This is a genomic window from Streptomyces sp. AcH 505, from assembly GCF_000818175.1.
GTDB lineage: Bacteria > Actinomycetota > Actinomycetes > Streptomycetales > Streptomycetaceae > Streptomyces.
Map to the genome: position 1 here is coordinate 6,692,706 of NZ_JTIY01000001.1, position 22,738 is coordinate 6,715,443.

The 22,738-nt window shown below is 70.9% G+C and carries 19 protein-coding genes and 1 pseudogene; 12 read left to right on the forward strand and 8 right to left on the reverse strand.

Going from position 1 to position 22,738, the window contains the following annotated elements:
• Both HY68_RS29355 and HY68_RS29360 read left to right on the forward strand, forming a co-directional pair.
• Positions 1-1,676: FAD/NAD(P)-binding protein (locus tag HY68_RS29355; protein ID WP_041994537.1), on the forward strand; the 1,676-nt coding region annotated here is incomplete at its 5' end.
• On the forward strand, positions 1,673-2,881 hold the full coding sequence (locus HY68_RS29360; RefSeq protein WP_041994539.1) for an acyl-CoA dehydrogenase family protein: 1,209 nt from the start codon (positions 1,673-1,675) through the stop codon (positions 2,879-2,881). The genes HY68_RS29355 and HY68_RS29360, both read left to right, overlap by 4 nt.
• A 73-nt stretch (positions 2,882-2,954) precedes the next feature.
• On the opposite strand, the gene HY68_RS29365 is transcribed toward HY68_RS29360, so the two are convergent.
• Positions 2,955-4,451 (reverse strand): hydrolase, encoded by a 1,497-nt coding sequence (locus HY68_RS29365; RefSeq protein WP_041994541.1) that lies wholly within the window; start codon positions 4,449-4,451, stop codon positions 2,955-2,957.
• A gap of 206 nt (positions 4,452-4,657) precedes the next feature.
• Here HY68_RS29365 and HY68_RS29370 point away from each other — a divergent pair, with 206 nt between their 5' ends.
• The gene (locus HY68_RS29370; protein ID WP_041997534.1) at positions 4,658-5,779 is read left to right on the forward strand and encodes an enolase C-terminal domain-like protein; all 1,122 of its coding nucleotides are present in this window, start codon (positions 4,658-4,660) and stop codon (positions 5,777-5,779) included.
• An 18-nt stretch (positions 5,780-5,797) separates the two neighbouring features.
• Here the strand turns inward: HY68_RS29370 and HY68_RS29375 are convergent, their stop codons facing one another.
• From HY68_RS29375 to HY68_RS29385, 3 genes are all read right to left on the reverse strand, one after another.
• Entirely contained in the window at positions 5,798-7,822 is a 2,025-nt protein-coding gene (locus HY68_RS29375) for a CocE/NonD family hydrolase (RefSeq protein WP_041994543.1), read from the reverse strand.
• Entirely contained in the window at positions 7,822-9,120 is a 1,299-nt protein-coding gene (locus HY68_RS29380) for an ATP-grasp domain-containing protein (RefSeq protein WP_041994545.1), read from the reverse strand. Before HY68_RS29380 ends, HY68_RS29375 begins: the two co-directional genes overlap by 1 nt.
• 107 nt (positions 9,121-9,227) lie before the next feature.
• Positions 9,228-10,496 carry a cytochrome P450 gene (locus HY68_RS29385; protein WP_078863852.1) on the reverse strand — a complete coding sequence of 423 codons (1,269 nt, stop codon included), beginning with the start codon at positions 10,494-10,496 and terminating at the stop codon, positions 9,228-9,230.
• Positions 10,497-10,755: 259 nt separating this feature from the next.
• Here HY68_RS29385 and HY68_RS29390 point away from each other — a divergent pair, with 259 nt between their 5' ends.
• The 6 genes from HY68_RS29390 to HY68_RS29415 all read left to right on the forward strand — a co-directional run bounded on the left by HY68_RS29390 (position 10,756) and on the right by HY68_RS29415 (position 16,461).
• Positions 10,756-11,895: a type III polyketide synthase gene (locus tag HY68_RS29390; protein ID WP_078863853.1), complete on the forward strand. Its 1,140-nt coding sequence runs from the start codon at positions 10,756-10,758 to the stop codon at positions 11,893-11,895.
• A gap of 2 nt (positions 11,896-11,897) precedes the next feature.
• The gene (locus tag HY68_RS29395) at positions 11,898-13,148 is read left to right on the forward strand and encodes a cytochrome P450 (RefSeq protein ID WP_041994547.1); all 1,251 of its coding nucleotides are present in this window, start codon (positions 11,898-11,900) and stop codon (positions 13,146-13,148) included.
• A complete protein-coding gene (locus HY68_RS29400; RefSeq protein WP_041994549.1) occupies positions 13,145-13,717 on the forward strand; it encodes a cupin domain-containing protein in 573 nt (190 codons plus the stop codon). Before HY68_RS29395 ends, HY68_RS29400 begins: the two co-directional genes overlap by 4 nt.
• Before the next feature lie 99 nt (positions 13,718-13,816).
• Positions 13,817-14,659, forward strand: a complete 843-nt coding sequence (locus tag HY68_RS29405; RefSeq protein WP_198533368.1) for an NAD(P)H-binding protein — start codon at positions 13,817-13,819, stop codon at positions 14,657-14,659.
• Between the two features lie 168 nt (positions 14,660-14,827).
• The gene (metF, locus tag HY68_RS29410; protein WP_041994551.1) at positions 14,828-15,772 is read left to right on the forward strand and encodes a methylenetetrahydrofolate reductase [NAD(P)H]; all 945 of its coding nucleotides are present in this window, start codon (positions 14,828-14,830) and stop codon (positions 15,770-15,772) included.
• 125 nt (positions 15,773-15,897) lie between these two features.
• On the forward strand, positions 15,898-16,461 hold the full coding sequence (locus HY68_RS29415; RefSeq protein ID WP_041994554.1) for an anthrone oxygenase family protein: 564 nt from the start codon (positions 15,898-15,900) through the stop codon (positions 16,459-16,461).
• Between the two features lie 23 nt (positions 16,462-16,484).
• Here the strand turns inward: HY68_RS29415 and HY68_RS29420 are convergent, their stop codons facing one another.
• From HY68_RS29420 to HY68_RS29435, 4 genes are all read right to left on the reverse strand, one after another.
• Positions 16,485-17,738: an RNA polymerase sigma factor gene (locus tag HY68_RS29420; RefSeq protein ID WP_041994557.1), complete on the reverse strand. Its 1,254-nt coding sequence runs from the start codon at positions 17,736-17,738 to the stop codon at positions 16,485-16,487.
• Positions 17,738-18,091: a YciI family protein gene (locus HY68_RS29425; RefSeq protein ID WP_041994560.1), complete on the reverse strand. Its 354-nt coding sequence runs from the start codon at positions 18,089-18,091 to the stop codon at positions 17,738-17,740. Before HY68_RS29425 ends, HY68_RS29420 begins: the two co-directional genes overlap by 1 nt.
• Positions 18,092-18,170: 79 nt before the next feature.
• Complete coding sequence (locus tag HY68_RS29430; RefSeq protein WP_041994563.1) at positions 18,171-19,757, reverse strand: MDR family MFS transporter; 1,587 nt, start codon at positions 19,755-19,757, stop codon at positions 18,171-18,173.
• 47 nt (positions 19,758-19,804) lie between these two features.
• On the reverse strand, positions 19,805-20,425 hold the full coding sequence (locus HY68_RS29435) for a TetR/AcrR family transcriptional regulator (protein ID WP_041997545.1): 621 nt from the start codon (positions 20,423-20,425) through the stop codon (positions 19,805-19,807).
• Positions 20,426-20,508: 83 nt separating this feature from the next.
• Here HY68_RS29435 and HY68_RS29440 point away from each other — a divergent pair, with 83 nt between their 5' ends.
• The 3 genes and pseudogenes from HY68_RS29440 to HY68_RS44200 form a co-directional block, all read left to right on the forward strand.
• On the forward strand, positions 20,509-21,492 hold the full coding sequence (locus HY68_RS29440; RefSeq protein WP_041994567.1) for an aldo/keto reductase: 984 nt from the start codon (positions 20,509-20,511) through the stop codon (positions 21,490-21,492).
• 269 nt (positions 21,493-21,761) lie between these two features.
• Entirely contained in the window at positions 21,762-21,965 is a 204-nt protein-coding gene (locus tag HY68_RS29445; RefSeq protein ID WP_041994569.1) for a cold-shock protein, read from the forward strand.
• Positions 21,966-22,265: 300 nt separating this feature from the next.
• A pseudogene (locus tag HY68_RS44200) lies at positions 22,266-22,738 on the forward strand (hypothetical protein); the annotation flags it as partial.

Consider the following 22,738-nt stretch of genomic DNA (forward strand, 5'->3'; position numbering starts at 1 on the left):
CCCGCCGGCTGCCGCACACGCCGCCCGCCGACCCGGGCGTGCGCGCCGAACTGGCCCGGCTCGCCCCCACCGACTTCCCGACCCGGCGCACCCAGAGCGCCTATCTGGACTGGGCCCTGCGCCGGGCGCTCGCCGAGCTGCCGCCGCACATCACCGTTCGCGTCCACCGCACCACCGCACTCGCCCTGGACGGGCCGCCCGACGGGCCGCAGACCGTCACCCTCGCCGGGCGCCGGGCCCCGCTCACCGCCGACCTGGTGATCCTCACCCAGGGGCATCTGGGCTCGCTGCCCCGCCCCGAACACAGCGCGCTGGAGGCCTTCGCCCGGCGCCACGGGAGGGTCTACGTACCGCCCGCCTTCACCGCCGACGCCGACCTGTCCGCGATCGCCCCCGGCGAGCACGTCGTCCTGCGCGGGCTCGGACTCGCGTTCGTCGACGTGACGTCGCTGCTCACCGAAGGCCGCGGCGGACGCTTCCGGGAGGAGCCGGACGGCACTCTCAGCTACCTCCCTTCGGGACGTGAACCCGTACTGCACGCCGGGTCGCGGCGCGGCGTGCCGTACCACTCCAAGACGGACTACCAGCTCCAGGGCCCCCGCCCGCCGCTGCCGCGCTACTTCGGCCCCGACACCCTGGAGCGGCCGGCCGCCGACGGCGGTCCGGCCCCGCTGGATCTGCGCGCCGACCTGTGGCCGCTGATGGCGAAGGAGATCGGGTTCGGCCACTACCACGAACTCTTCCACGCCCACCCGCACCGCACCGCGTGGAGCTGGGACGACTTCCTCGCCGCCTACGACCGCCACGACTGGTACGGGCAGCCGATGCGCGACCTGATCGCAGCGGCCGTCCCCGACCCCGCCGACCGGCTCGACTTCGAAGCACTCGACCACCCGCTGGCAGGCCTCACCTTCCCCACGCCCGAGGCGTTCCAGCAGCACATCCGGCAGTACGTCACCGCGGACATCGCCCGCAGGGCCGACCCCGCACACAGCGCCGACCTGGGCGCCTTCCTCGCCCTGCTGTCCGTCTACGGCCAGCTGCCGGGGATCGTGGCCGCCGGTGGACTCACCGCCCACTCCGTTCGTGACCATGTCGACGGCTGGTGGCAGGGCTTCTTCAGCTTCCTCGCCTCAGGGCCCCCGGGCTTCCGGCTGCGTGAACTGCTGGCCCTGTCCCGGGCGGGCGTGGTCCGGTTCACCGGCGCGGGACTGCGCGTCGAGACCGACGAACACACCGGCACCTTCCTGGCGTCCGGCGCCTCCGTACCCGGACACACCGTCAGGGCCACCGCACTCGTCGAGGCGTACCTGCCGACCCCGTCCCTCGACCGTACGGAAGACCCGCTGCTGCGCCGACTGTACGGAGCGGGCGAGGCCGGTGAGGAGATCATCGAGGACGCGAGCGGCGGCTACCACTCGGGCCGGCTCGCCACCGTACTGCCCGACGGGCGGATCCTGGCCCCCGGTGGCGGACCGCACCCCCGCCGTATCGCGCTCGGCCACGCCACCAACGGGCGCGCCGTCGCCGCCTTCGCCAGACCGCGCACCAACGCCCCGGCGTTCCGGCAGAACGACTCCGTCGCCCGCACCCTGCTGCGCACCCTGTCCGCACCGCGTTCCGGCAGCGGTATGCCGGCGCCGTCCGACGCACTGCTCCCCGGAGGCACCACGTGACCCCGAAAGCCGCGAAAGTGAACTGGCCGCGCGTCACCCGCGAGGTCGCCGACGACCTCGCCGTGGACGCGTCAGCCCGTGACCAGGCAGGGAAACCGCCGCTCGACGAGGTGGCACGGCTGCGCGAAGCGGGGCTGCTGTCCCTGCTGACAGCGCCGGGCCCCGGCAGCCGGGGCACGGACTGGAGCACCGGCTGCGCCGTGATCAGGGAGATCGCGGCGGCCGACGGATCGGTCGGTGAACTCGTCGGCCGGCACTACGCGTTGTCCTGGAGCGGCCGCTTCTTCGGCACCGCCGACACGGCGGAGCGGCTGGAGAAGAAGGCGGTCGCGCGGCAGTGGCTCTGGGGCGGTGCGCTCGACCTTCCGGAGGCCGATCCCGGCCTCGCCCTGACCCCGGCGGACGACGGCTATCTGCTGCACGGGCGCGAGACGCTGGGCGCCGGGGTGGGTGTCGCCGACCGGCTGATCCTCGGCGCCACCCTCGACAGCGGCGACGTCCTCGTCGTACAGGTCGACCCCGCCCACCCGGGCGTCACCGCCGACCGGCCCGCCGAGCGCTACGGGCAGCGGCTCGTCGGTGGCGGCAGTGTGGAGTTCGACGCGGTGCCGGTGGCCAGGGCGGAGCTGATCGGGGCCCTGCCGCGGGACGAACACGCGGTGCCGCCCGCAGCCACGCTCGCCTCGCTCGCGATCCGGCTGGTCCTCGTCCACACCGCGCTCGGGATCGCGGAGGGGGCGCTGGCCGAGGCCAGGGACCTGCTGCGGTCGGCGCCCGGCAGCTGGCAGCCGGCCGGCGAGGACGGCGAGGAGAGTGTGGTCAGGCCCAGCCACGACCCGTATGTACTGCTCGCCTACGGCGAGTTGGCGACCCTGGAGCGCAGCGCCGCCGCCGTGGTCGACCAGGCGACCCGGGCCCTCGCCCACGGGCTCTCCGCAGGACAGGAGCTGGGGGTCGAGGAACGCGGCGACATCGCCGTCCATGTGGCGGTGGCCGAGGCCGTCAGCGCGGAGGCCGCGACCGGCATCACCACCCGGCTGCTCGAACTGACGGCGGGCGCCGAGGCGGCGGCGCCCACCGGCCTCGACCGGTTCTGGCGCAACGCCCGGATGGTGACGGCCCGTCAGCCGGCGGCGCGACGGCTGCGGGACATCGGGGACCACTACCTCAACGGCACCCATCCCCGACTGGCCTTCCCCGTCTGACCCGGCCGGTTCGCCGCCGCCTCCGCCGGGGCGGCGACGAACCGGGAGCGCGGGGTCAGCCGGCGTCGAGCGGTCAGCTCACGTCGAGCGCGGCGTCGTCCACCACGAACGAGGTCTTCAGCTTCGTGCCTTCGGTGCCGGTGAACTTCACCGTGACCGTCTGGCCCGCGTAACCGCTGAGGTCGAAGGTGCGCTTGGTGTAGCCACTGGCGGCGTTGGTGTTGGAGTACGTGGCCAGGGTGGAGAGTACGGTCCCCGAGCTGTTCACCACCTGCGCCTTGAGGGTGTCGTAGGCGGTGCTGCCGGTCTCCGCCGTGTCGATGTGCAGCCAGAAGCTGAGCGACGCGGCGCAGCCCGCGGGGATGGCCACCGACTGCGCGAGCGTGTTGGTGTTGGCCGTGCCGCGGCCGTTGAGCCAGGCCTTGTACGAACCGCCGTGGGCCGCCTCGCCGGTGCTGGACGTGATGACGCCCGAGGTGGCGCTCCAGCCCGAATTACCCGACTCGAAACCGGGGTTGGCCAGCAGCTGACCCGCGGTGCAGTCGTCGTTCCCGCCGCCTCCACCGCCACCGCCGCCGGTCGACCCCTCGCCGGACAGCCACGCCGTGGCGTTGAGCGCGAGGGCGGCGTTGGTCGCCGACGAGTCGTTCCAGCCGTCGTACAGCGTGTCGCCCGATGCGCCCGTGCCGTCGTCGACCGGCGAGCTGTCGCCCCAGATCGCCACCCGGCCGCTGCCGAAGGTGCTGGTCACGAAGAACGCCCCGGTCGTGCCGGTCTGGCTGGAACCGGAACGCCAGACCAGGCCCTTGACCGCCGAATTGTCGGCCGGCTTCAGGGTGAACGTGGTGCCGTCGGCGATCAGACTGCCCGTCACCTTGCCGAAGGCACCGTTCAGTACGGGGTTGGAGCTGTCGGTGATCGCCTTGGGCGTACCGGAGCTGACGTCGAGCAGATCGACGGAGAAGCCGAACGGGTCGGTGTTGTCGACGCCGTTGCTGGTCATCAGGTCGTTGATGACCTTGGGGGAGTCGTAGCCGTCGTTGTTGCGGTCGCTGTTGTTGTGGTCGGAGATCAGGAAGAGACCGCCGCCCGCCTGGACGAACTTCAGCACCGCGGTCTTCTCGGCCGTGCTGAGCCGGATGTTCGGCTCGGGCAGCACGAACGTGTCGAAGTTCTTCAGGTCGAGCGCGCCGGAGCCGCCGTAGGTGATGGTGCTGCCGCTGGGCAGTGTCTTGAGGCTGTAGTCACCGGTCTTCTGGAGCGCCACGCCCCAGGAGGACAGCCCGCCGGTCCAGTCCGTCTCGCTCGACGGCGAGGAGTCCTGCGACAGCGGGTCGGGCTGGCTGCTGCTGATGACCCAGTCGGCGTTACCGGCCTGTTCGGCCTTGGAGTTGTCGAAGAGCACCCGGTGCGTCGCCGCGGCAGCGGCGGGCGCCGCCGCAGAGGCCGCCACGGGGGCCGCCGCTGTGGCCGAGAGGCCGGGTCCTGCCGCGACGACGCCGAGCGCCGTGGCCGTCGCGGCAAGCAGCAGGCGGGACTTCCTTGATCTGAGTATCCGCGTTCTGGGCATCCGTCAACCTCCGTATGGGGGTGGGGTGAAGAGGGTGCGGGGCAGTTGCGAAAGATGATTCTGCGCGCGTAGACCCCGGAAGCGGAAGACCGCAGCGCTACAGATCGATGAACATTGTCCGGCCTCCGCCGCCCGACCCGTCGTACGGCGGCCACGCCGCCGTCACGCACGCCGGACGGTCGGTGACGGAAGGTAATGTGCTGACGATGAACACCACAGCCGGTTCAGGACCCACGGTCGAGCGCCTCGACGTCTCCGTCTACACCGTGCCCACCGAGCGCCCCGAGTCCGACGGCACGTACGCGTGGACCGCCACCACGCTGGTCCTCGTCGAAGCCGTCAGCGGCGATGTCACCGGCCTCGGCTGGACGTACGGCCCGCCGGCCGTCGCTTCCGTGATCACCGGCCAGCTCGCCGGGACCGTAACCGGAAGCGGAGTGTACGACGTGCCCGCGGCCCACCGGGCGATGAGCCGCGCGCTGCGCGACACGGGCCGCTCCGGGATCGCCGGCTGTGCGCTCTCCGCCGTCGACATCGCCCTGTGGGACCTGAAGGCCCGGGTCATCGGCCTGCCGCTGGCCGCCCTGCTCGGCTCGGTACGGCCGCGGGTCCCGGTCTACGGCAGCGGCGGCTTCGTCGGCGACGGCCTGCGGCAGCTGGAGGAACAACTGCGCGGCTGGACCGAGGAACTCGCCGTCCCACGCGTCAAGATCAGGATCGGCGAGTCCTGGGGCGGCGCGCCCCAGCGCGACCTCGACCGGATCCATCTGGCACGCCAGATCGTCGGCGACGAGTGCGAACTGTACGTCGACGCGGCCGGCGCCTACAGCCGCAAGCAGGCGGTCAGGGTCGCCGAGGCGTTCGCCGACGACGTCGTCAGCTGGTTCGAGGAGCCAGTTCCTTCGGACGACCTGCCGGGGCTCCGCGAGATCCGTGACTCCGTCACCGCCGAGGTCACCGCCGGCGGACACGGCCACGACCTGCCCTACTTCGCCCGGATGGCCGACGCACGCGCCGTCGACTGCCTCCAGGCCGATGTCACCCGCTGCGGCGGCATCACCGGCTGGCTCCGCGCCGCCGCCGTCGCCGAGGCGCACGGCCTGGAGATCTCGGGCCACCGCGCGCCCCAGCTCCACGCGCAGGTGGCGGCGGCCGTCCCCAACGTCCGGCACCTGGAGTGGTTCCACGACCATGTGCGCGTCGAGAGCGACTTCTTCGACGGAGTGCTCGACCCGGCGGGCGGTGCCGTCAGCCCCGGCGCCTCAGGGGCGCCGGGGCTGGGACTGACCTTCAAACGCGCCGACGCGCAGCGGCACAGGACCGGCTGACCGGCGCGGCGTACCCGGTCAGCACAGCTCGCGCGGGAAGGCGAGGCTCCAGTTCCGCGAGAACACCCGCTGAGCCCCCTCGTACGCGTCGAGCGTGGCATGCAGCCGGAACTCGTGCTCGTCGGAGGTGAGTTCCGTGCTGGTGACGGTACGCGTCTGCCACTCGTCGCGGCCGAACGTCATCGTCCACGTCGACTCGCCCCGTACGGAGGAGAAGTCGTCGGCGACCGAGGAGTACCGCTCGAAGGCCCGCTTGCCCGCGTCGAGGTTGATGTCGTCGTAGTGGGTGACCCCGTTGTCCTTGACGATCTCCAGCGCCGAGTGGTAGTTCACCAGGTCACGGGAGACCGTCCAGCGCTGCTCCGGCGGCTGCTTCAGCGTGGTGGTGATCGGCGGCGCCCCCTCGGGCTCGCCGAACGGCCGTCCACCGTCGTGGTCGGCGCCGTCCACGGGACGTACCGGCAGCGACAGCGAGCTGTGCCCCGTGTACACGGACAGCCGCACGGGCCGGGGCGGCGGCCAGGCGAGCGGCCAGTACGACGTCGAGAGCGAGAGCCGGACGCGGTGTCCCGGCGGGAACGCCTGCGCCACACCGTTGAGTTGCACCTGCACCCGGTAGCGGCGGCCCGGTTCGAGCGGCTCGGGCGCGTCGAGTCCTGAGCGGTGGGTGAGGTTCAGCAGCCCGTAACTGACCCTGGTCGCGCGGCCGTCCGGGGCGACGTCCGACAGTCGCGCCGCGATCATCGCGACCGGCTCGTTCACGGCGACGTCGAGTTCGACGGTGGGTGCGCCGAGGATTTCCAGCCGCTCCGTCAGCTCGTCGCTGTCGAAGACGAGCGAACCGCCGTCCTCCTCGCGCTGGTCGTAGGGCAGGTCCGGCGGCGCGTTGTACGACGCCCACTTGCCGGCGAACTGCCCGACCGACAGCGGCGACTGGACGGACAGGACCGACTCGGGGACCTCCTCGTCGGGCCCGGCGATCCGGTGCGGCGCCAGCGAGGTGCTGATCCGCTCGATCTTCGGCGACGGCCACTCGGCCTCGCTCACCCAGCGCCCGGGACGCTCCTCGTACGAGGTCGAAGGCGGCACGCTGTCCTGCATGTACGTCCGCAGCATCGGACCGTCCATGGCCCCGTTGTCAACGTCCTTCAGCCAGTGGTCCCACCACCGCACGACCTCCTGCAGATAGCCGATCGCCGGCCCCGGCTCCCCGAGATGGGGGAACTTGTGCGACCACGGACCGATCAGCCCCTTGCGCGGGGCGTCAAGATGCTCCAGCACCCGGCTCACCGCGTTGGAGTAGCCGTCCGCCCAGCCGCTGGACGCCAGCACGGCGCACTCCACCGCCGGGTAGTCCTCACACACCGAGGCATGGCGCCAGTAGTCGTCACGCTGCTGGTGGCGCAGCCACTCGGCCACCCACGGACCGCTGCCCTCCAGCCGCTCCAGCCACATCTCCCGCCACCGGTCACCCACCAGTGCGGGGTCGGGGGGACAGGTGGCGTAGGCGAACATCGTGCCCGCCTCTGCGAGGTTGTCGGACAGCATGCAGCCGCCCATGTAGTGCATGTCGTCGGCGTACCGGTCGTCGGTGAACGACGCGATGACGATCGCCTGGAGCCCCGGCGGGCGCCGGGCGGCCACCTGGAGCGCGCTGAAAGCACCCCAGGAGATGCCCATCATGCCGAGCCGCCCGTCGCACCACGGCTGGTCGGCGAGCCAGGCCAGCACATGCTCGGCGTCGCGCTGCTCCGTCTCCAGGTACTCGTCGAGGAGGACGCCCTCGGACTCGCCCGTGCCCCGGATGTCGACCCGGACACAGGCGTACCCGTGCCCCGCCATGTACGGGTGGTGAATGGAGTCCCGGACCGAGGACAGGTCCCGCTTGCGGTACGGGATGTACTCCAGCACCGCGGGCACCGGGTCGTCGTCCGACGACACCGGCCGCCACACGTGCGCGGAGAGCCGGATGCCGTCCGAGACGGGGATCCAGACGTGCTCCTCTTCCTTGACGGGGTGGGGCAGGTCGGTCACCGAACGCATTACCGTGACTCATCTCCTTCTGTCGTTCCGCCGTCGATCTCGAAATTCATCATTTCGACGCACCGTTCGTACTTGGCGCAGAGATCGACCTCGCTCGCCGCGCCGATGAAGAGGTGCGCCAGCTCGAAGCTGTAACTGTCCTGCCCCGGCATGTCGGAGAGTCGCTGGCCCTGCTCAGGAACGACGTCGATGGTCACGCCGGGGATCTCCGCCTCGATCCGCTTGATTTCGTCGGCGTCGGGGACACGGCGCGCCACGCCGTCCTCGAACCGGCGGTAGTACCACTTGGCCGCGACCTCGTACGGCCCCTTCTCGTCCGGCATATGAGGAGCGTCACCGAGGGCGAGCCGCAGCATGCAGTGATGGTTGGACACACCGTCCACGTACTCGAACATTTCGGCATGTGACTGGGAATGCCGGGGATTGATCTCCAGCAGACCGATCTCGTCGGTCTCCGCGTTGTAGAAGTACTCGATGCTGAAGGTCACCGAGTTGAGTCCGATCTGCTGGATCACCCGGACCGAGATGTCCTTGAGCCGCTGGACCACACCGTCGGGCAGGCTGGACGGATACTGGTGGCGCAGAAAGCAGGCGCTGTCCGGATAGGTGAGGGAGTCGAGCGCCCCGTACACCGTCACCTCGCCGTCGTACACATACCCCTCGACCGCCACCTGTGCCCCCGTCAGGGCTTCTTCCGCCAGACAGGCCTGACCGCCGACCTCGGAGATCTCGGCGGGAATGTCCAGATGGCTCAGGACCGTCTCGAAGGGCTCGCCGATACGGGAAATACCTTCACGTATCTCGGCCACGGCCTCCTGGAACTCCTTCTCGTCGTCGACCCCGAAGGCCAGATCGGAGGAGAAGGACTTGACCGGCTTCAGCCAGAGCGGATAGCGCAGCCCTTCGGGAACGGCCGCCTCGCCTTCGAGGTCGACAATCCCGAAGCCGGGGATCTCGCTGATGACCTTTCGCTGTTCGAGGCGGCTCCAGTACTTGTGCTCGCACTTGATGATCGACTCCAGGCTCGTGCTCCGCAGCCCGTACTTCTCACACAGGATCGGGACCAGCGAACTCACCGGGAAATCCCAGTAGCCCACAATGGCGTCGACCGGGCCGTCGAAATCATCCAGCTGCTTCTCCGCCTTGGCCAGCAGTCCGGCGATGTCGATGTCGCCGAACTGCAACTCCTCGATCGTCAGCAAGGGCCGGAAACGGTACCGGTCGGCGCCCGGCACCCTTTCCAGCGTCTCCTTGTTGAGGTCGTCGAGCCCCATGACGAATATGTTGGCCGGAACCATCAAAAACTCCCTGTCGGCGGCGAACAGCCCGGCACGGCGTACCGGGCTAAATTTTCGGGTGCCCGACCGATCCGTTCTCACACCGCGCGTGGAGTTCCGCCTCCCGGCTACCAGCTGACCACCAGTGATTTCGGCCCGCGGATGAGCCCCTTGCGCTGCCAGGGCGTACTCCCGGCAGGACCGGTCAGCCGCAGCTCCGGGAAGCGGGTCAGGAGACCGGCGATCATCACCTCGGACTCCATCCGGCTGAGCATCGCGCCCATGCAGTGGTGCGGGCCGTGGCCGAACGCCATGTGCGCGACGCCCTGCCGGTCGAAGTCGACGGAGTCCGGCTCGGCGAAGACCGCCGGATCGCGGTTCGCGGCCAGGTACGACGCGTACACGGCGTCACCCGCCCGGATCAGCACCCCGCCGATCTCCACGTCCTCGGTGGCGATACGCGGCAGCCCGACCCCGTTGCGGTGCGGGATGTAGCGCAGCAGTTCGTCCACCGCCTGCGGCAACAGTCCCGGTTCGGCCCGCAGACGCGCCATCAGCTCCGGCCGGGTCAGCAGCAGATACACCATGTTGGCGCTGTTGTTGCGGACCGCGTGCGCGCCGCTGACCAGCACCGCCGTCGCCAGCGACACCGCCTCCTCGGCCGTGATCTCCCCCTGCGCCAGCGCCTCGGCGAGCACCCCCGCCAGATCCTCGGCCGGCTCCGCACCCCGTCTCGCCAGCAGCTCCTCGACGTACTCCTTGATCTGGGCCTTGGCCGCCTTGCTGCGCTCGGGCCCTGGACCCGACGAGAGGACCAGGTCCGGCCACGCGGCGAACCGCGCCCGCTCGTCGTGCGGCACACCGAGCAGGTCGCACACCACGGCCAGCGGGAAGGGGCCGTGCAGCCGCTCCATCAGATCGGCCGGCGGACCCTGCCGCTCCATCGCGTCGAACAGCTCGTCGGCGGTGCGCTGCGCCAGCGGCCGCAGCCGCTTGGTGTTGTGGCCGGTGAAGGCCCGGGTCACCACCTTGCGCAGCTTGGTGTGGTACGGCGGATCGGCGTAGTTCAGCGCCGCCTTGGACGCCACCCGATGGCCCGTCGCGCCGGTCACCTCGCGCTCCAGCAGGGCGCTGCGGCTGAACCGCGGGTCGGACGTGACCGTTCTGACGTCCTCGTACCGCGTCACCAGCCATGCCTCGCGCTCCGCGCCGAACGGCAGACTGACCCGGGCGACCGGCTCGTGGGCGAGCAGGTCGGACAGCAGCGGATCGAAGTCCAGCGCCGGCAGGTCGTCCAGGGGCCAGCTGTGTGCGGCGGGCCGGGTGTGCGCGACGGGACAGGAGACGGCGGCGGGTCCCTCCGCCGGCACCTGCTCGGTCATCGGTTCACTCGTCATGGCTGCGGGTCTCCCGGTGCTCGGTGACTGCGGTCGCCCGGCGGTCACTCTGCGTGCCGGAACCACTCGTACGGATGGCTGGTCGGATCTCCGTCTCCATGTCTTACCTGGTGTCACGCCCGCCACGCGCGCACGCTGCGTAGTCACCCGAGCGGAGCCGTACCGGCACGAGCCCCGGGTTGCGGGCTGCCGGAGCAGCCCGGAGTGTGGGCCGGAGTCGGGCCGCAATTCACCATGAACCAACGAAGGAGAGCGTGTCGTGGCGACCCTGTGCAAACCCGCAGTCTCGGTTCCTGAGCATGTGATCACAATGGAAGACACGCTCGACCTCGCACGCTCGCTGCATCCGGACCACCCTCAACTCCCGCTGGCGCTAAGGCTGATCGCCAACACCGGAGTGGCGAAGCGGCATCTCGTGCAGCCCATCGAGGAGACGCTGAAGCACCCCGGTTTCGAGGACCGCAACCGGCTCTACGAGGCCGAGGCGAAGTCGCGGGTGCCCGCCGTCGTCAACGACGCCCTCCGCCATGCCGAGTTGCGTGCGCAGGACATCGACATGATTGTCTATGTGTCCTGCACGGGTTTCATGATGCCCTCGCTGACGGCCTGGCTCATCAACACCATGGGCTTCCCCAGCCACACCCGTCAGCTCCCGATCGCCCAGCTCGGCTGCGCGGCGGGCGGCGCCGCCATCAACAGGGCGCACGACTTCTGCGCGGCCTACCCCGAGGCCAACGTCCTCATCGTGGCCTGTGAGTTCTGCTCCCTCTGCTACCAGCCCGCGGACCTCGGCGTCGGCTCGCTGCTGTCCAACGGGCTGTTCGGGGACGCCGTCGCCGCCGCCGTCGTACGCGGCAAGGGCGGCACCGGAATCGCGCTGGAGCGCAACGCCTCCCACCTGGTGCCCGACACCACCGACTGGATCGCCTACAGCGTCCGCGCCACCGGCTTCCACTTCCTGCTGGACAAGCGGGTGCCCGGCACGATGGAACCGCTGGCGCCCGCGCTGCGCGCGATGGCGGCCGAACACGGCTGGGACGCCACCGGACTCGACTTCTACATCATCCACGCAGGCGGCCCGCGCATCCTCGACGACCTCAGCCACTACCTCGAAGTCCCTCCCGAGGCCTTCCGGTTCAGCAGGGCCACGCTCACCGAGTACGGGAACATCGCCAGCGCCGTCGTCCTCGACGCCGTCCGCAGGCTCTTCGACGAGGGCGGCGTGAGCGACGGGGCCCAGGGCATCATCGCCGGCTTCGGGCCCGGCATCACCGCCGAGATGGGCCTCGGCAGGTGGACCACGGACACCGCGGCAGGACTCACCCTGACGGACCGTCAAGTTCTGACCACGCCCGTCCGAAGACCAGAAGAGACCCCCGCGACCGAACCGGTGAGCTGACGATGACAAGCACGACCGACGAGACAACCCCGACCGGAGAGACGGCGCCGGTACGCTTCTGGGCCGTACCCGACCTGCCGGGCCTCGACTTCGACCCGTTCCTCGACGACATGCTGCGCGAGGATCCGATCACCCGGATCCGGCTCCCCAACGGGGAGGGGTACGCCTGGCTCGTCACCCGCTACGAGGACGTCAAGGCCGTCACCAACGACCTGCGCTTCAGCCGGCAGGCCGTCGTCGGACGCTCCGTCACCCGGCTGGCCCCGCACTTCATTCCGCTCGACGGCGCCGTGGGCTTCGCCGACCCGCCCGACCACACGCGGCTGCGCCGCTCGGTCGCCAAGGCGTTCACCTCCCGCAGCGTCGCCCGGGTCGAGCTGCGCGCCCAGCGGATCATGGACGAGCTGGTGGACGCCATGGAGCGCGAGGGCGCGCCCGCCGACCTGATGACCCATGTCAACGGGCCCTTCCCGCTCGCCGTGGTCAGCGAGATCATGGGCGTCCCCGAGCAGGACCGCCACCTGATGCGCGGCTGGACCTCCTCGATCCTGTCGTCGGCGCACGGCCGCGCCCACAGCGACCGGGCCAAGGAGGAGATCGGCGGCTACTTCACCGAGCTGCTGGGCCGCCCCCGGGCCACCGAGGACGACGATCTCGCCGCGCAGCTCTCGCAGGCCGTGGCGGCCGACGAGCTGACCCTCGCCGAAGCCGTCGCGCTGGCCGTCCTCATCCAGGTCAGCGGCGCGCACGCGGTGACCAACAACAGCGCCAACATGCTCTACGCCCTGCTCACCCACCCCGAGCAGCTGGCCCGGCTGCGCGCCGAACCAGCCCTGATGCCCGCGGCCATCGAGGAACTCCTGCGCTTCATCCCGCACCGCAACGGAGTGGGCCTGGCCCGTATCGCCATGGAGGACGTCACCGTCAGCGGCGTACGGATCAGCCCTGGCGAGGCCGTCTACGCCTCGTACCTCACCGCCAACCGGGACCCGGACGTCTTCGCCGACCCCGAACGGCTCGACTTCGACCGTGGTCCGACCCCGCACCTCGCCTTCGGCCACGGCCCGCACTACTGCGTGGGCCCGATGCTGGCCAGGCTGGAGTCGAGGATCACCCTCGCCACCCTGCTGGACCGGCTGCCGGGGCTGCGCCTCGCCGTACCGCCGGAGGAGGTCCGCTGGCGCAGGGGCGCGCTCATCCGGGGCCCCGAGACCCTGCCCGTCACCTGGGACACCGCGGGGAGCGCCGGATGACCGACCTGACAGCCACCCGTCCCACACCGACCGGAGCGACGACAGGGGCCCGCGCCACCGAGGGGCTTGTGGTGCCGCCGGGCGCCGGAACCACCATCCGGACGGCGGCCCAGGAAGTGACCTTCAAGGTCACCGGCGAGCACTCCCGGGTCTCCTCCAGCTTCGAGGTCGTCGTCCCCCCGGGCTTCGACGTCGGCGCCCACCGGCACACCCACAGCGAGGAACTGTTCTACGTCCTCGACGGCGAACTGGACGTACTGGCCTTCGAGCCGCGCGTCCTGACCGGCGACTGGCGGCACTGGGAGTCGGAGTCAGGACTCAAGGCGGTACGGGCCACCAGGGGCACGGTCATCGTCGTACCGCCGGGCTGTCCGCACGCCTTCGCCAACCGGGGCGACAGCCCGGCCACGATGTTCTTCCAGGCGTCACCGCCCACCGACCACGAACGGTACTTCGAGGAGCTGCTGGACATCCTCAAGGAGGACCGGCCGCCGGATCCCGAGGCCATCGCCGACCTGCGGGTGCGCTACGACATCGAACAGCTCACCCCGCTGCGCCACGACGCGTGACGAGGGCCGGGCCGTCGCCGGCAGCCGCGTGGACGCACGCGTATGGAGCTGAGCTTCGTGGCCATGGGCCGCCGGGCGGCCCGGCACTTGACTGGACGCATGACCGAAACACAGCAGATTCCGCACACCGCACACCACACCCACACCCTGGTGATCGGCGGCACCGGCAAGACCGGGCGCCGGGTCGCCGACCGCCTCACCGCGCGGCACATCCCGGTGCGGATCGGCTCGCGCGGCGCGGCGCGCCCCTTCGTCTGGGAGGAACCGGACACCTGGGCTGCGGCGCTGGAGGGCATCGGCGCCGTCTACGTCACCTACTACCCGGACCTCGGCTTCCCCGGCGCCGCCGAAGCGGTCGGCGCCTTCGCCGAACGCGCCGTGGCGAGCGGCGCCCGCAGGCTGGTGCTGCTCTCCGGCCGCGGCGAGGAGGGCGCGCACGCGTCGGAGGACCGGATGAAGGAGTCCGGCGCCGACTGGACGGTGGTCCGGGCGAACTGGTTCGCCCAGAACTTCAGCGAGAGCTTCTTCCTGGAGCCCGTACGCGCCGGTGAGCTGGCCCTGCCGACCGGGGACGCCGTCGAGCCGTTCGTCGACGCCGACGACATCGCCGACGTCGTGACGGCCGCGCTCACCGACGACCGGCACATCGGCAGGACGTACGAACTCTCCGGGCCCCGGCTGCTCAGCTTCGGCGACGTCGCGGCCGAGCTGTCCAAGGCCACCGGACGCGACATCACGTACATCCCGGTCACCCTCGACGACTACCGGGCCGAGCTGGTGCGGAACGAGCTGCCCGCCGACTTCGCCGAGCTGTTCGGACTGATCCTCGACGGCCGCAACGCACACGTCACCGAGGACGTGCGCGAAGTCCTCGGGCGCGAGCCTCGTGACTTCGCGGACTTCGCCCGCGACGCTGCCGCCACCGGGGTGTGGCACGGTTGACCGGGCGCCCCACGGCGCCCCCTGGAGCCCGTACGGTCGTTCCCGGGCCACCGGGAACGGCCGTTTCTGGACAGCTCCGCTGCCCGCGCGCCCATCACGGTTAGTGTGTGCGCACGAGCACCGTCCGAGACGGCGGAGCGCGGCGCGAATCCAGGGAGGAACCCTGCCATGGCGGCAGAGACCACAGACCGTCCGCACGACCGGGGGCCGGGGCTGCGCGCCCTGCTGGCCGGGGGCGGGCGCTCGTACTCCTTCGAGTTCTTCCCGCCGAAGACCGAGGCCGGCGAGCGCACGCTCTGGAACGCGATCCGGCGCATCGAGCCCCTCGCCCCTTCCTTCGTCTCCGTGACCTACGGCGCCGGCGGCTCGTCGCGTGACCGGACGATCGAGGTGACCAAGCGCATCGCCGCCGAGACCACACTGCGCCCCGTCGCCCACCTCACGGCCGTCGGCCACTCCGTCGCCGAACTGCGCCATATCGTCGGTCAGTACGCGGACGCCGGGATCCGGGACGTCCTCGCCCTGCGCGGCGACCCGCCGGGCGACCCGCGCGCCGAGTGGGTGCGCCATCCGGAAGGCTTCGCCCAGGCCAGCGAACTGGTCACCCTCATCAGGGAGTTGGGCGACTTCACGGTCGGCGTCGCGGCCTTCCCCGAGCGCCATCCGCGCTCGCCCGACTGGGACAGTGACGTGCGCCACTTCGTCGCCAAGTGCCGGGCGGGCGCCGACTACGCCATCACCCAGATGTTCTTCGACGTGGACGACTACCTGCGGCTGCGGGACCGGATCGCCGCGACGGGCTGCACGACCCCGATCATCCCGGAAATCATGCCGGCCACCGACGCGCGGCAGATCAAGCGCTTCGCCGAACTGAGCGACGCGCGCTTCCCCGCCGAGCTGGCCGAGCGGCTGGAGGCGGCGCGCGGCGACGCGGAAGCGGGTCACCGCATCGGTGTGGAGTACGCGACGGCCATGGCCGAACGGCTCCTGGCCGAGGGCGCACCCGGGCTGCACTACATCACCCTGAACCGGTCCACGGCGACGCTGGAGATCCACCAGAATCTGGGTGTGAGCGCGCCGCGCGGCAACGCGCAGGTGCTCGCCCCGCGCTGACGGCGGTCCCGGCCGGCACGACGGGGCTCCGGACGCGGTTGGACATGCGGGCGGTTGGACGCGGGAACATGGACCTGAGATCCGGGGCCATGTTCCCGCGTCCCGGGCCGCACTTGACTGGATCCATGAGCTTCGACCGGACGACCACGCCCACCACCACCCCGCGGCGGCAGGCCCGCGCCACCGTGCCGCTGCTGACGATCGCCACCGTGACGACGGGGCTGATGGCGGGCCTCTTCTTCGCCTTCGACATTTCCGTGATGCCCGGCCTCGCGCACACCGACGACCGTACGTACGCCGAGGCCATGCAGAACTTCAACGCCGCCATCGACGGCAGCGGACTGTTCATGCTGGTCTTCAGTGCCGCGCTGGTGGTGACGGCCCTGGCGGCCGTGCTGGCACACGTCGGCGGCCCCCGTCCGGTCGCCCGCTGGGCCGGGGCGGCGGCCGCGCTCTATCTCATGGCCCTGATCATCACCTTCGCCGTGGACATCCCGCTCAACGACGAGCTGGCCGCCGCCGGAGACCCCGGCCGGATCACTGACTTCTCCGTCGTCGACGACTTCCGGTCCACCTGGGCCACGACCAACATCGCCCGCACCCTGCTCTGCACCGCGGCCCTCGGCGTCCTTACCCGCGCCCTGCTGCTCGCGGGAGCCGGCGGCCGGACAACTCGGCTGCCCGGCTGAGCGTCCGAGCGTCTGAGCGGGAGTCAGCCGCTGTCCGGACGCGGCCGGCGCATCGTCAGCGAGGCCCGGCTGCGCCGCAGGAAGTCCCGCTCCGCCGCGTTGCGTGTGTGCGCACGCGCCGCGTCGTACGCGGCCGCCGCCTCCGGGATCCGGCCCAGCCGGCGCAGCAGGTCGGCGCGGACGGCGTGGAAGGCGTGGTAGCCGTCCAGATCGAGGGCGTCCACGAGCGCCAGCGCGGTCCGCGGCCCTTCGACCTCGGCCACGGCGACCGCCCGGTTGAGCGCCACGACCGGGCTCGGGCTGAGGACCAGCAGCTGGTCGTAGAGCCGCAGGATCTGCTCCCAGTCCGTGTCCGCCACGGTGGGTGCCTCGCTGTGCACCGCGTTGACCGCCGCCTGGATCTGGTACGGGCCCGGCCGGCCGCCCTCGACGCACCGCCGCGCCAGCGCCCGGCCCTCGGCGATCAGCGCGCCGTCCCACCGGCTCCTGTCCTGCTCGGCCAGCGGCACCAGACCCACGTCAGGGGCGGTGCGGGCCGGCCGGCGGGACTCGATGAGCAGCATTAGCGCCAGCAGGCCCATGATCTCCGGGTCGTCCGGCAGCAGGTCGGCCAGCAGCCGGCCGAGCCGGACGGCCTCCGTGGACAGGTCCTCGCGGATCAGGTCGTCGCCCGAGCTGGCCGCGTAACCCTCGTTGAAGATCAGGTACACCACGGCCAGCACACCGCGTACCCGCTCGGGCAGATCGGCCTCGGCCGGGATCCGGTACGGGATCCCGGCGTCCCTGATCTTGGCCTTGGCCCGCACCAGCCGCTGGGCCATGGTCGGCTCGGGGACCAGGAACGCCCGCGCGATCTCGGCCGTGGTGAGCCCGCCGAGCAGCCGCAGCGTCAGCGCGACCCGGGCCTGCTCGGACAGGGCGGGATGGCAGCAGGTGAAGATCAGCCGCAGCCGGTCGTCCCGTACGGGCCCCTCGTCGGCCGGTTCGTCGCGGGCGTGCAGCAGGGCCGCCTGGAGGTGCCGGTCGGTGCGGGACGACTCGCGCCGCAGCCGGTCGATCGCGCGGTTCTTGGCGGTGGTGACGATCCAGCCGGCCGGGCTCGGCGGCAGCCCGTCGGCGGGCCACCGTTCGAGCGCCGTGGTGAACGCGTCCTGGACCGCTTCCTCAGCGACGTCGATGTCACCGAAGACCCGGACCAGGACGGCCACCGCGCGGCCGTAGGCGGCCCGGAAGACCCTTTCGGCCTCCCGGGCGCCCACCGCCCGACCGGATGCCATCAAGCCCCGGTCCCGCCGTGGAACGGGCGGACCTCGATGGGCAGGGTGGTCGCGAGCGCCGCCTTGCGTCCCCAGGCCAGCGCGGCGTCGAGATCGGGCGCGTTGACGATGCACAGGCCGCCGAGGAATTCCTTGCTCTCGGTGTACGGGCCGTCGGTGACCAGAGTCTCCGTGCCGTGCGACCGTACGACGGTGGCCGTCTCGGGGGAGTGCAGCCCACCCGCGAAGACCCACGCCCCCGCGGCCTTCAGCTCCGCGTGGAAGGCGTCGAGATTACGGCCGATGTCCGCCAGCACCTCGGGCGCCGGCGGCTCCCCTCCGGGCTGCATGACGCTGAGCAGATACTGCTTCATGGTGGTCCTCCTCCGCCGTGGTGCCGGTTTCTCCGGCTCTCACCCTCTGTACGAACGGACCACGGCCGGATCGACACCCTCAGCCTACTGGCGCCGGCGGAGCGGTCTCCGCCTCCTCCTCGGCCAGCCGCTGCATACCGTTGGTGGTCTTCAGCGGCTTCTCCTTGATGAAGACCACCGTGATCAGGGCGAGCAGCGCGAACGGCGCCGCGACCAGGAACAGATCGGCCGTCGCCACACCGTAGGCATGCTCCACGATCTCGCGCATGGCGGCGGGGAGCTTGGACAGGTCGGGCACGGCGCCGCTGCCGGAACCGCCGGACTGCGCCTGTCCCGACTCGCCGAGGCTCTTGGCCATCTCGGCCGACACCCGGTTGGCGAGCACGGCGCCCAGCACGCTGGTGCCGATCGTGCCGCCCATGCTCCGGAAGAACGACAGGACGGACGTGGCCGAGCCGAGCTGCGCAGCCGGTACGTCGTTCTGCGCGGCGAGCACCAGGTTCTGCATCAGCATGCCGATCCCGATGCCGAGGATCGCCATGTAGAGGCTGAGGGTGCCGAAGCCGGTGTCGGCGCCGATGGTCGACAGCAGTCCGAGACCCACGGTCATGATCACGGCGCCCGCGACCAGGTACCGCTTCCACTTCCCCGTGGCGCTGATGATCTGCCCGGCGACGGTCGAGGACACCAGCAGACCGAGGATCATCGGCAGGCTCATCAGCCCGGCCACCGTCGGGGACTTGCCCAGCGATATCTGGAAGTACTGCGAGAGGAAGACGGTGCCGCCGAACATGGCCACACCGACCAGCAGGCTCGCGACCGTGGTCAGCGTGATGGTGCGGTTGCGGAAGATGGTCAGCGGGATGATCGGCTCGGGGACGCGCATCTCCACCAGCACGGCGGCCACCAGCAGGACGACACCCGCGCCGGTCAGCGCGGCCGTCTGCCAGGACGCCCAGTCGAACTGGTTGCCCGCGAGGGTCGTCCAGATGAGCAGCGAGCAGACCCCGGCGATGATCAGGAAGGCACCCAGGAAGTCGATCTTGACCTCGCGCCGGGCGGTGGGCAGCTGAAGTGTGCGCTGGAGCAGCAGGATCGCGGCCAGCGCGAAGGGCACGCCGATGAAGAAGCACCAGCGCCAGCCCAGCCATGACGTGTCGACCAGCACCCCGCCGATCAGCGGGCCGGCGACGGTGCCGACGGCGAAGACGGCGCCGAAGATGCCGGAGTACTTGCCGAGCCGGCGCGGCGGGATGACCGCCGCCATGACGACCTGGGCGAGCGCGGTGAGCCCGCCGGCGCCCGCGCCCTGGACGACACGGCTGAAGATGAGCAGCCCGACGCCCTGCGAGAAGCCGGCCAGCAGCGAGCCGGCGACGAACATGCACAGCGACAGCTGGAGCAGCAGCTTCTTGTTGAAGAGGTCGGAGAGCTTGCCCCACAGCGGCACGGTCGCCGTCATGGCCAGCAGCTCGGCGGTGACGACCCAGGTGTACGAGGACTGGCTGGCGCCGAGGTCGGCGATGATCCGGGGCAGCGCGTTGGCCACGACGGTACTGGCCAGGATGGCGACGAACATTCCTGCCATCAGTCCGGACATCGCCTGGAGTATCTGGCGGTTGGACATGGCGGTAGGCGTCTCTTCCGGCGCCTCGATAGCGGTCACGTTGTCCTTCTTCTTCGGTCCATGGTCGGGTGCGCGGGAGAGCGCGGTCAGGGGGTGAGACCGGCGGCCAGCCGGTCGAAGGTCTCCTGGAACACGTCCGGGAAAGCGGCGTCGGGGGCGCGCGCCGACCAGTGCTCGACGCTGACCCGTACGGCGGTGCCGGCGACGGCGGCCAGCAGCCTCGGATAGAGATCGGGCGCCGTGGGACCGGCGTCACCGAGCCGGGTCTGGATCGCCTCGGCCAGCTCCAGCTCCTCGGCCATGTGCACACCGAGCCCGCGCACCAGCAGATGCGGGGAGCGCTGGAGGACCTGGGCGCGCAGATTCCATATCTCGTGGCGCTCCGCCACGTCGGCCAGTTCCGCGGCGAACGCGCCGCGTACGGCTTCGAGCGGCGACAGCGCCGCCGGCGCCTCGCGTACGGCGCGTCGGATCCGCTCGCCGACCTCGCGGTCGATCATCACGAACGCGTCGTCGTGGCTGTCGAAGTAGTTGAAGAACGTGCGCGCCGATACGCCGGCCGCCTCGCTGATCGCCTCGACGGTCACGTTCTCCGCGCCGTGTTCCGCCGCCAGCCGTACCGCCGCCTCGGCGAGAGCGGTACGCGTCGCGAGCTTCTTGCGCTCGCGCAGACCGGGTCCGGACCCCTTGTTCACCACATGTTGCAGAGTACGCAAAAGTGCAGAGCCTGCAAAATCAATGTCGGCCACCCGTTCGGGCGGCTGCTTCCCGGCCACGTAGGCTTCCCGCCATGGAGCAACGTGTACTGGGCAGGACAAAGCGTGATGTCTCGGTCGTCGGACTGGGCACCTGGCAACTGGGCGCCGACTGGGGCGATGTCAGCGAGGCGGACGCCTTCGCCGTCCTCGACGCCGCCGTCGAGTCGGGCGTGACCTTCTTCGACACCGCCGACGTGTACGGCGACGGCCGCAGCGAGCAGCTGATCGGCCGGTACCTCAAGGAGCGCCCGGACGCCGGGATCTTCGTCGCGACCAAGATGGGCCGCAGGGCCGAACAGCTGACGGAGAACTACTCCCTGGACAACTTCCGGGCGTGGAACGACCGCTCACGGACCAACCTGGGCGTGGACACCCTCGATCTGGTGCAGCTGCACTGCCCGCCCACGGCCGCCTACGCGACCGACGCGGTCTTCGACGCGCTCGACACCCTCGTCGCCGAGCGGCGGATCGCCGCCTACGCGGTCAGTGTCGAGACCTGCGCCGAGGCGCTCGCCGCCATCGCCAGGCCGGGCGTGGCGAGCGTACAGATCATCCTCAACCCGTTCCGGCTCAAGCCGCTCGAAGAGGTGCTGCCCGCGGCGCGCGCCGCCGGCGTCGGCATCGTCGCGCGCGTCCCGCTCGCCTCCGGGCTGCTGACCGGGAAGTACACCAAGGACACGGTCTTCGCCGCCGACGACCACCGCACGTTCAACCGGCACGGCGAGGCCTTCGACCAGGGCGAGACGTTCTCCGGCATCGACTTCGAGACGGGTCTCGCAGCCGCCGCCGAATTCGGCGAACTGGCCCCCGAGGGCGCGACCCCGGCGCAGACCGCGCTGCGCTGGATCATCCAGCAGCCGGGCGTCACCAGCGTCATTCCCGGCGCCCGTTCCGTGGCACAGGCGCGCGCCAACGGAGCGGCCGCCGCGCTCGCCCCGCTGCCGGAGGCGACGCTCGACGCCGTTCAGGAGCTGTACGACCGACGGCTGAGGGCGTCGATCCATCCGCGCTGGTAAAAATCCGAATATTCGGACGATACGGATGGCTGGATGGGGCTGGAAGTGGCCGGACAGGCGGCACGGACGCAAGAGTTGGTCGTTTCTGTGGCTGTATCGCGTCCGGCCATGTAGCGTCTTGATCAGCTGTCGTGGTTCCGAAGTACCGCTCGCCCGTGACGTGCAGTCACGGGCGTTTGTGCTGTTCAGCGTCTCTGCGGACCAAGGCGATCACCTCCGGGTTTCCGTACCGTGCGGGAACCTTGCGTCCCAGATTCGGAGTTTTCGGCATGGCCAGTGGCACAGTGAAGTGGTTCAACTCGGAAAAGGGCTTCGGCTTCATCGCGCAGGACGGCGGCGGCCCCGACGTCTTCGCGCACTACTCGAACATCGCGACGTCGGGCTTCCGTGAGCTCCAGGAAGGCCAGAAGGTCACCTTCGACGTCACGCAGGGCCAGAAGGGCCCGCAGGCGGAGAACATCCTCCCCTCGTAACACCGCAGTCGGACCACGCCCCCAGGGGCACGGACGACAGGGCGCCGGCCCGGTGGGAATCCCCACCGGACCGGCGCCCGCCGCGTTTCCGGCACACGCCCCCGGCACACGCCCCTGCCAAACCCCGCAGGAAGGCGGCCGTTTCTCCAGGTCGGCGCCCTCACGCCCCTCTTATGCCTGTCCCAGATGGCGCAATGGTGCGGTACCGGGGTGTTATGTAACAAAGCGTGCGTCCTCGCGGACGTGCGGTGACCAACAGGGTGTGTGCCACCCATGGAGTTCGGCAAAGGGAGCCGCGCCATGTCTCTTGACCCCCAGCCCGTACAGAACGACGATCTGCCCGTGGAGCCCGGCAACGAGCCCATACGAACCCTGCTCTGGACGGCGGCCACCATCCGGCCCCTGGACGAGGTCGCCGCGCTGGTCAGTCTCCTCAAGCGCACCGGAGAGTTCCCCAGCCCCGGTGACGAGGCGCTGCGGGCCGCAGCGGTGTCCCGCCCGGTCGACGAGGTCAGGCAGCTCGTCGCCATGCTCAACGAGCCCCCGCACGAGACCGACGAGGCCGACACGGCGCTGCGCGCCGTCGCGGTCGGCCGGTCCATCGAGGACGTCGCCCAGCTGGTGAACATCCTCGGCTCCGAGGAGGACGAGTCGGGCGCCACGGCCGCTCCCCGCAGCGCGCCCCCGGCGGACGGCCACGCCGACGAGAGGCCCGGCGTGGGCGCCGAGGAGCAGCGGTTCGCCGAGCGTGCGGCGCAGGAGCGGCAGCCCGA

Bases quoted from the DNA above. Each gene is read 5' to 3' on its own strand.
- HY68_RS29365 (WP_041994541.1), bottom strand. From the start codon at position 4,451: ATGCCCAGAACGCGGATACTCAGATCAAGGAAGTCCCGCCTGCTGCTT.
- HY68_RS29370 (WP_041997534.1), top strand. From the start codon at position 4,658: ATGAACACCACAGCCGGTTCAGGACCCACGGTCGAGCGCCTCGACGTC.
- HY68_RS29375 (WP_041994543.1), bottom strand. From the start codon at position 7,822: ATGCGTTCGGTGACCGACCTGCCCCACCCCGTCAAGGAAGAGGAGCAC.
- HY68_RS29380 (WP_041994545.1), bottom strand. From the start codon at position 9,120: ATGGTTCCGGCCAACATATTCGTCATGGGGCTCGACGACCTCAACAAG.
- HY68_RS29385 (WP_078863852.1), bottom strand. From the start codon at position 10,496: ATGACGAGTGAACCGATGACCGAGCAGGTGCCGGCGGAGGGACCCGCC.
- HY68_RS29395 (WP_041994547.1), top strand. From the start codon at position 11,898: ATGACAAGCACGACCGACGAGACAACCCCGACCGGAGAGACGGCGCCG.
- HY68_RS29400 (WP_041994549.1), top strand. From the start codon at position 13,145: ATGACCGACCTGACAGCCACCCGTCCCACACCGACCGGAGCGACGACA.
- HY68_RS29405 (WP_198533368.1), top strand. From the start codon at position 13,817: ATGACCGAAACACAGCAGATTCCGCACACCGCACACCACACCCACACC.
- metF (WP_041994551.1), top strand. From the start codon at position 14,828: ATGGCGGCAGAGACCACAGACCGTCCGCACGACCGGGGGCCGGGGCTG.
- HY68_RS29415 (WP_041994554.1), top strand. From the start codon at position 15,898: ATGAGCTTCGACCGGACGACCACGCCCACCACCACCCCGCGGCGGCAG.
- HY68_RS29420 (WP_041994557.1), bottom strand. From the start codon at position 17,738: ATGGCATCCGGTCGGGCGGTGGGCGCCCGGGAGGCCGAAAGGGTCTTC.
- HY68_RS29425 (WP_041994560.1), bottom strand. From the start codon at position 18,091: ATGAAGCAGTATCTGCTCAGCGTCATGCAGCCCGGAGGGGAGCCGCCG.
- HY68_RS29440 (WP_041994567.1), top strand. From the start codon at position 20,509: ATGGAGCAACGTGTACTGGGCAGGACAAAGCGTGATGTCTCGGTCGTC.
- HY68_RS29445 (WP_041994569.1), top strand. From the start codon at position 21,762: ATGGCCAGTGGCACAGTGAAGTGGTTCAACTCGGAAAAGGGCTTCGGC.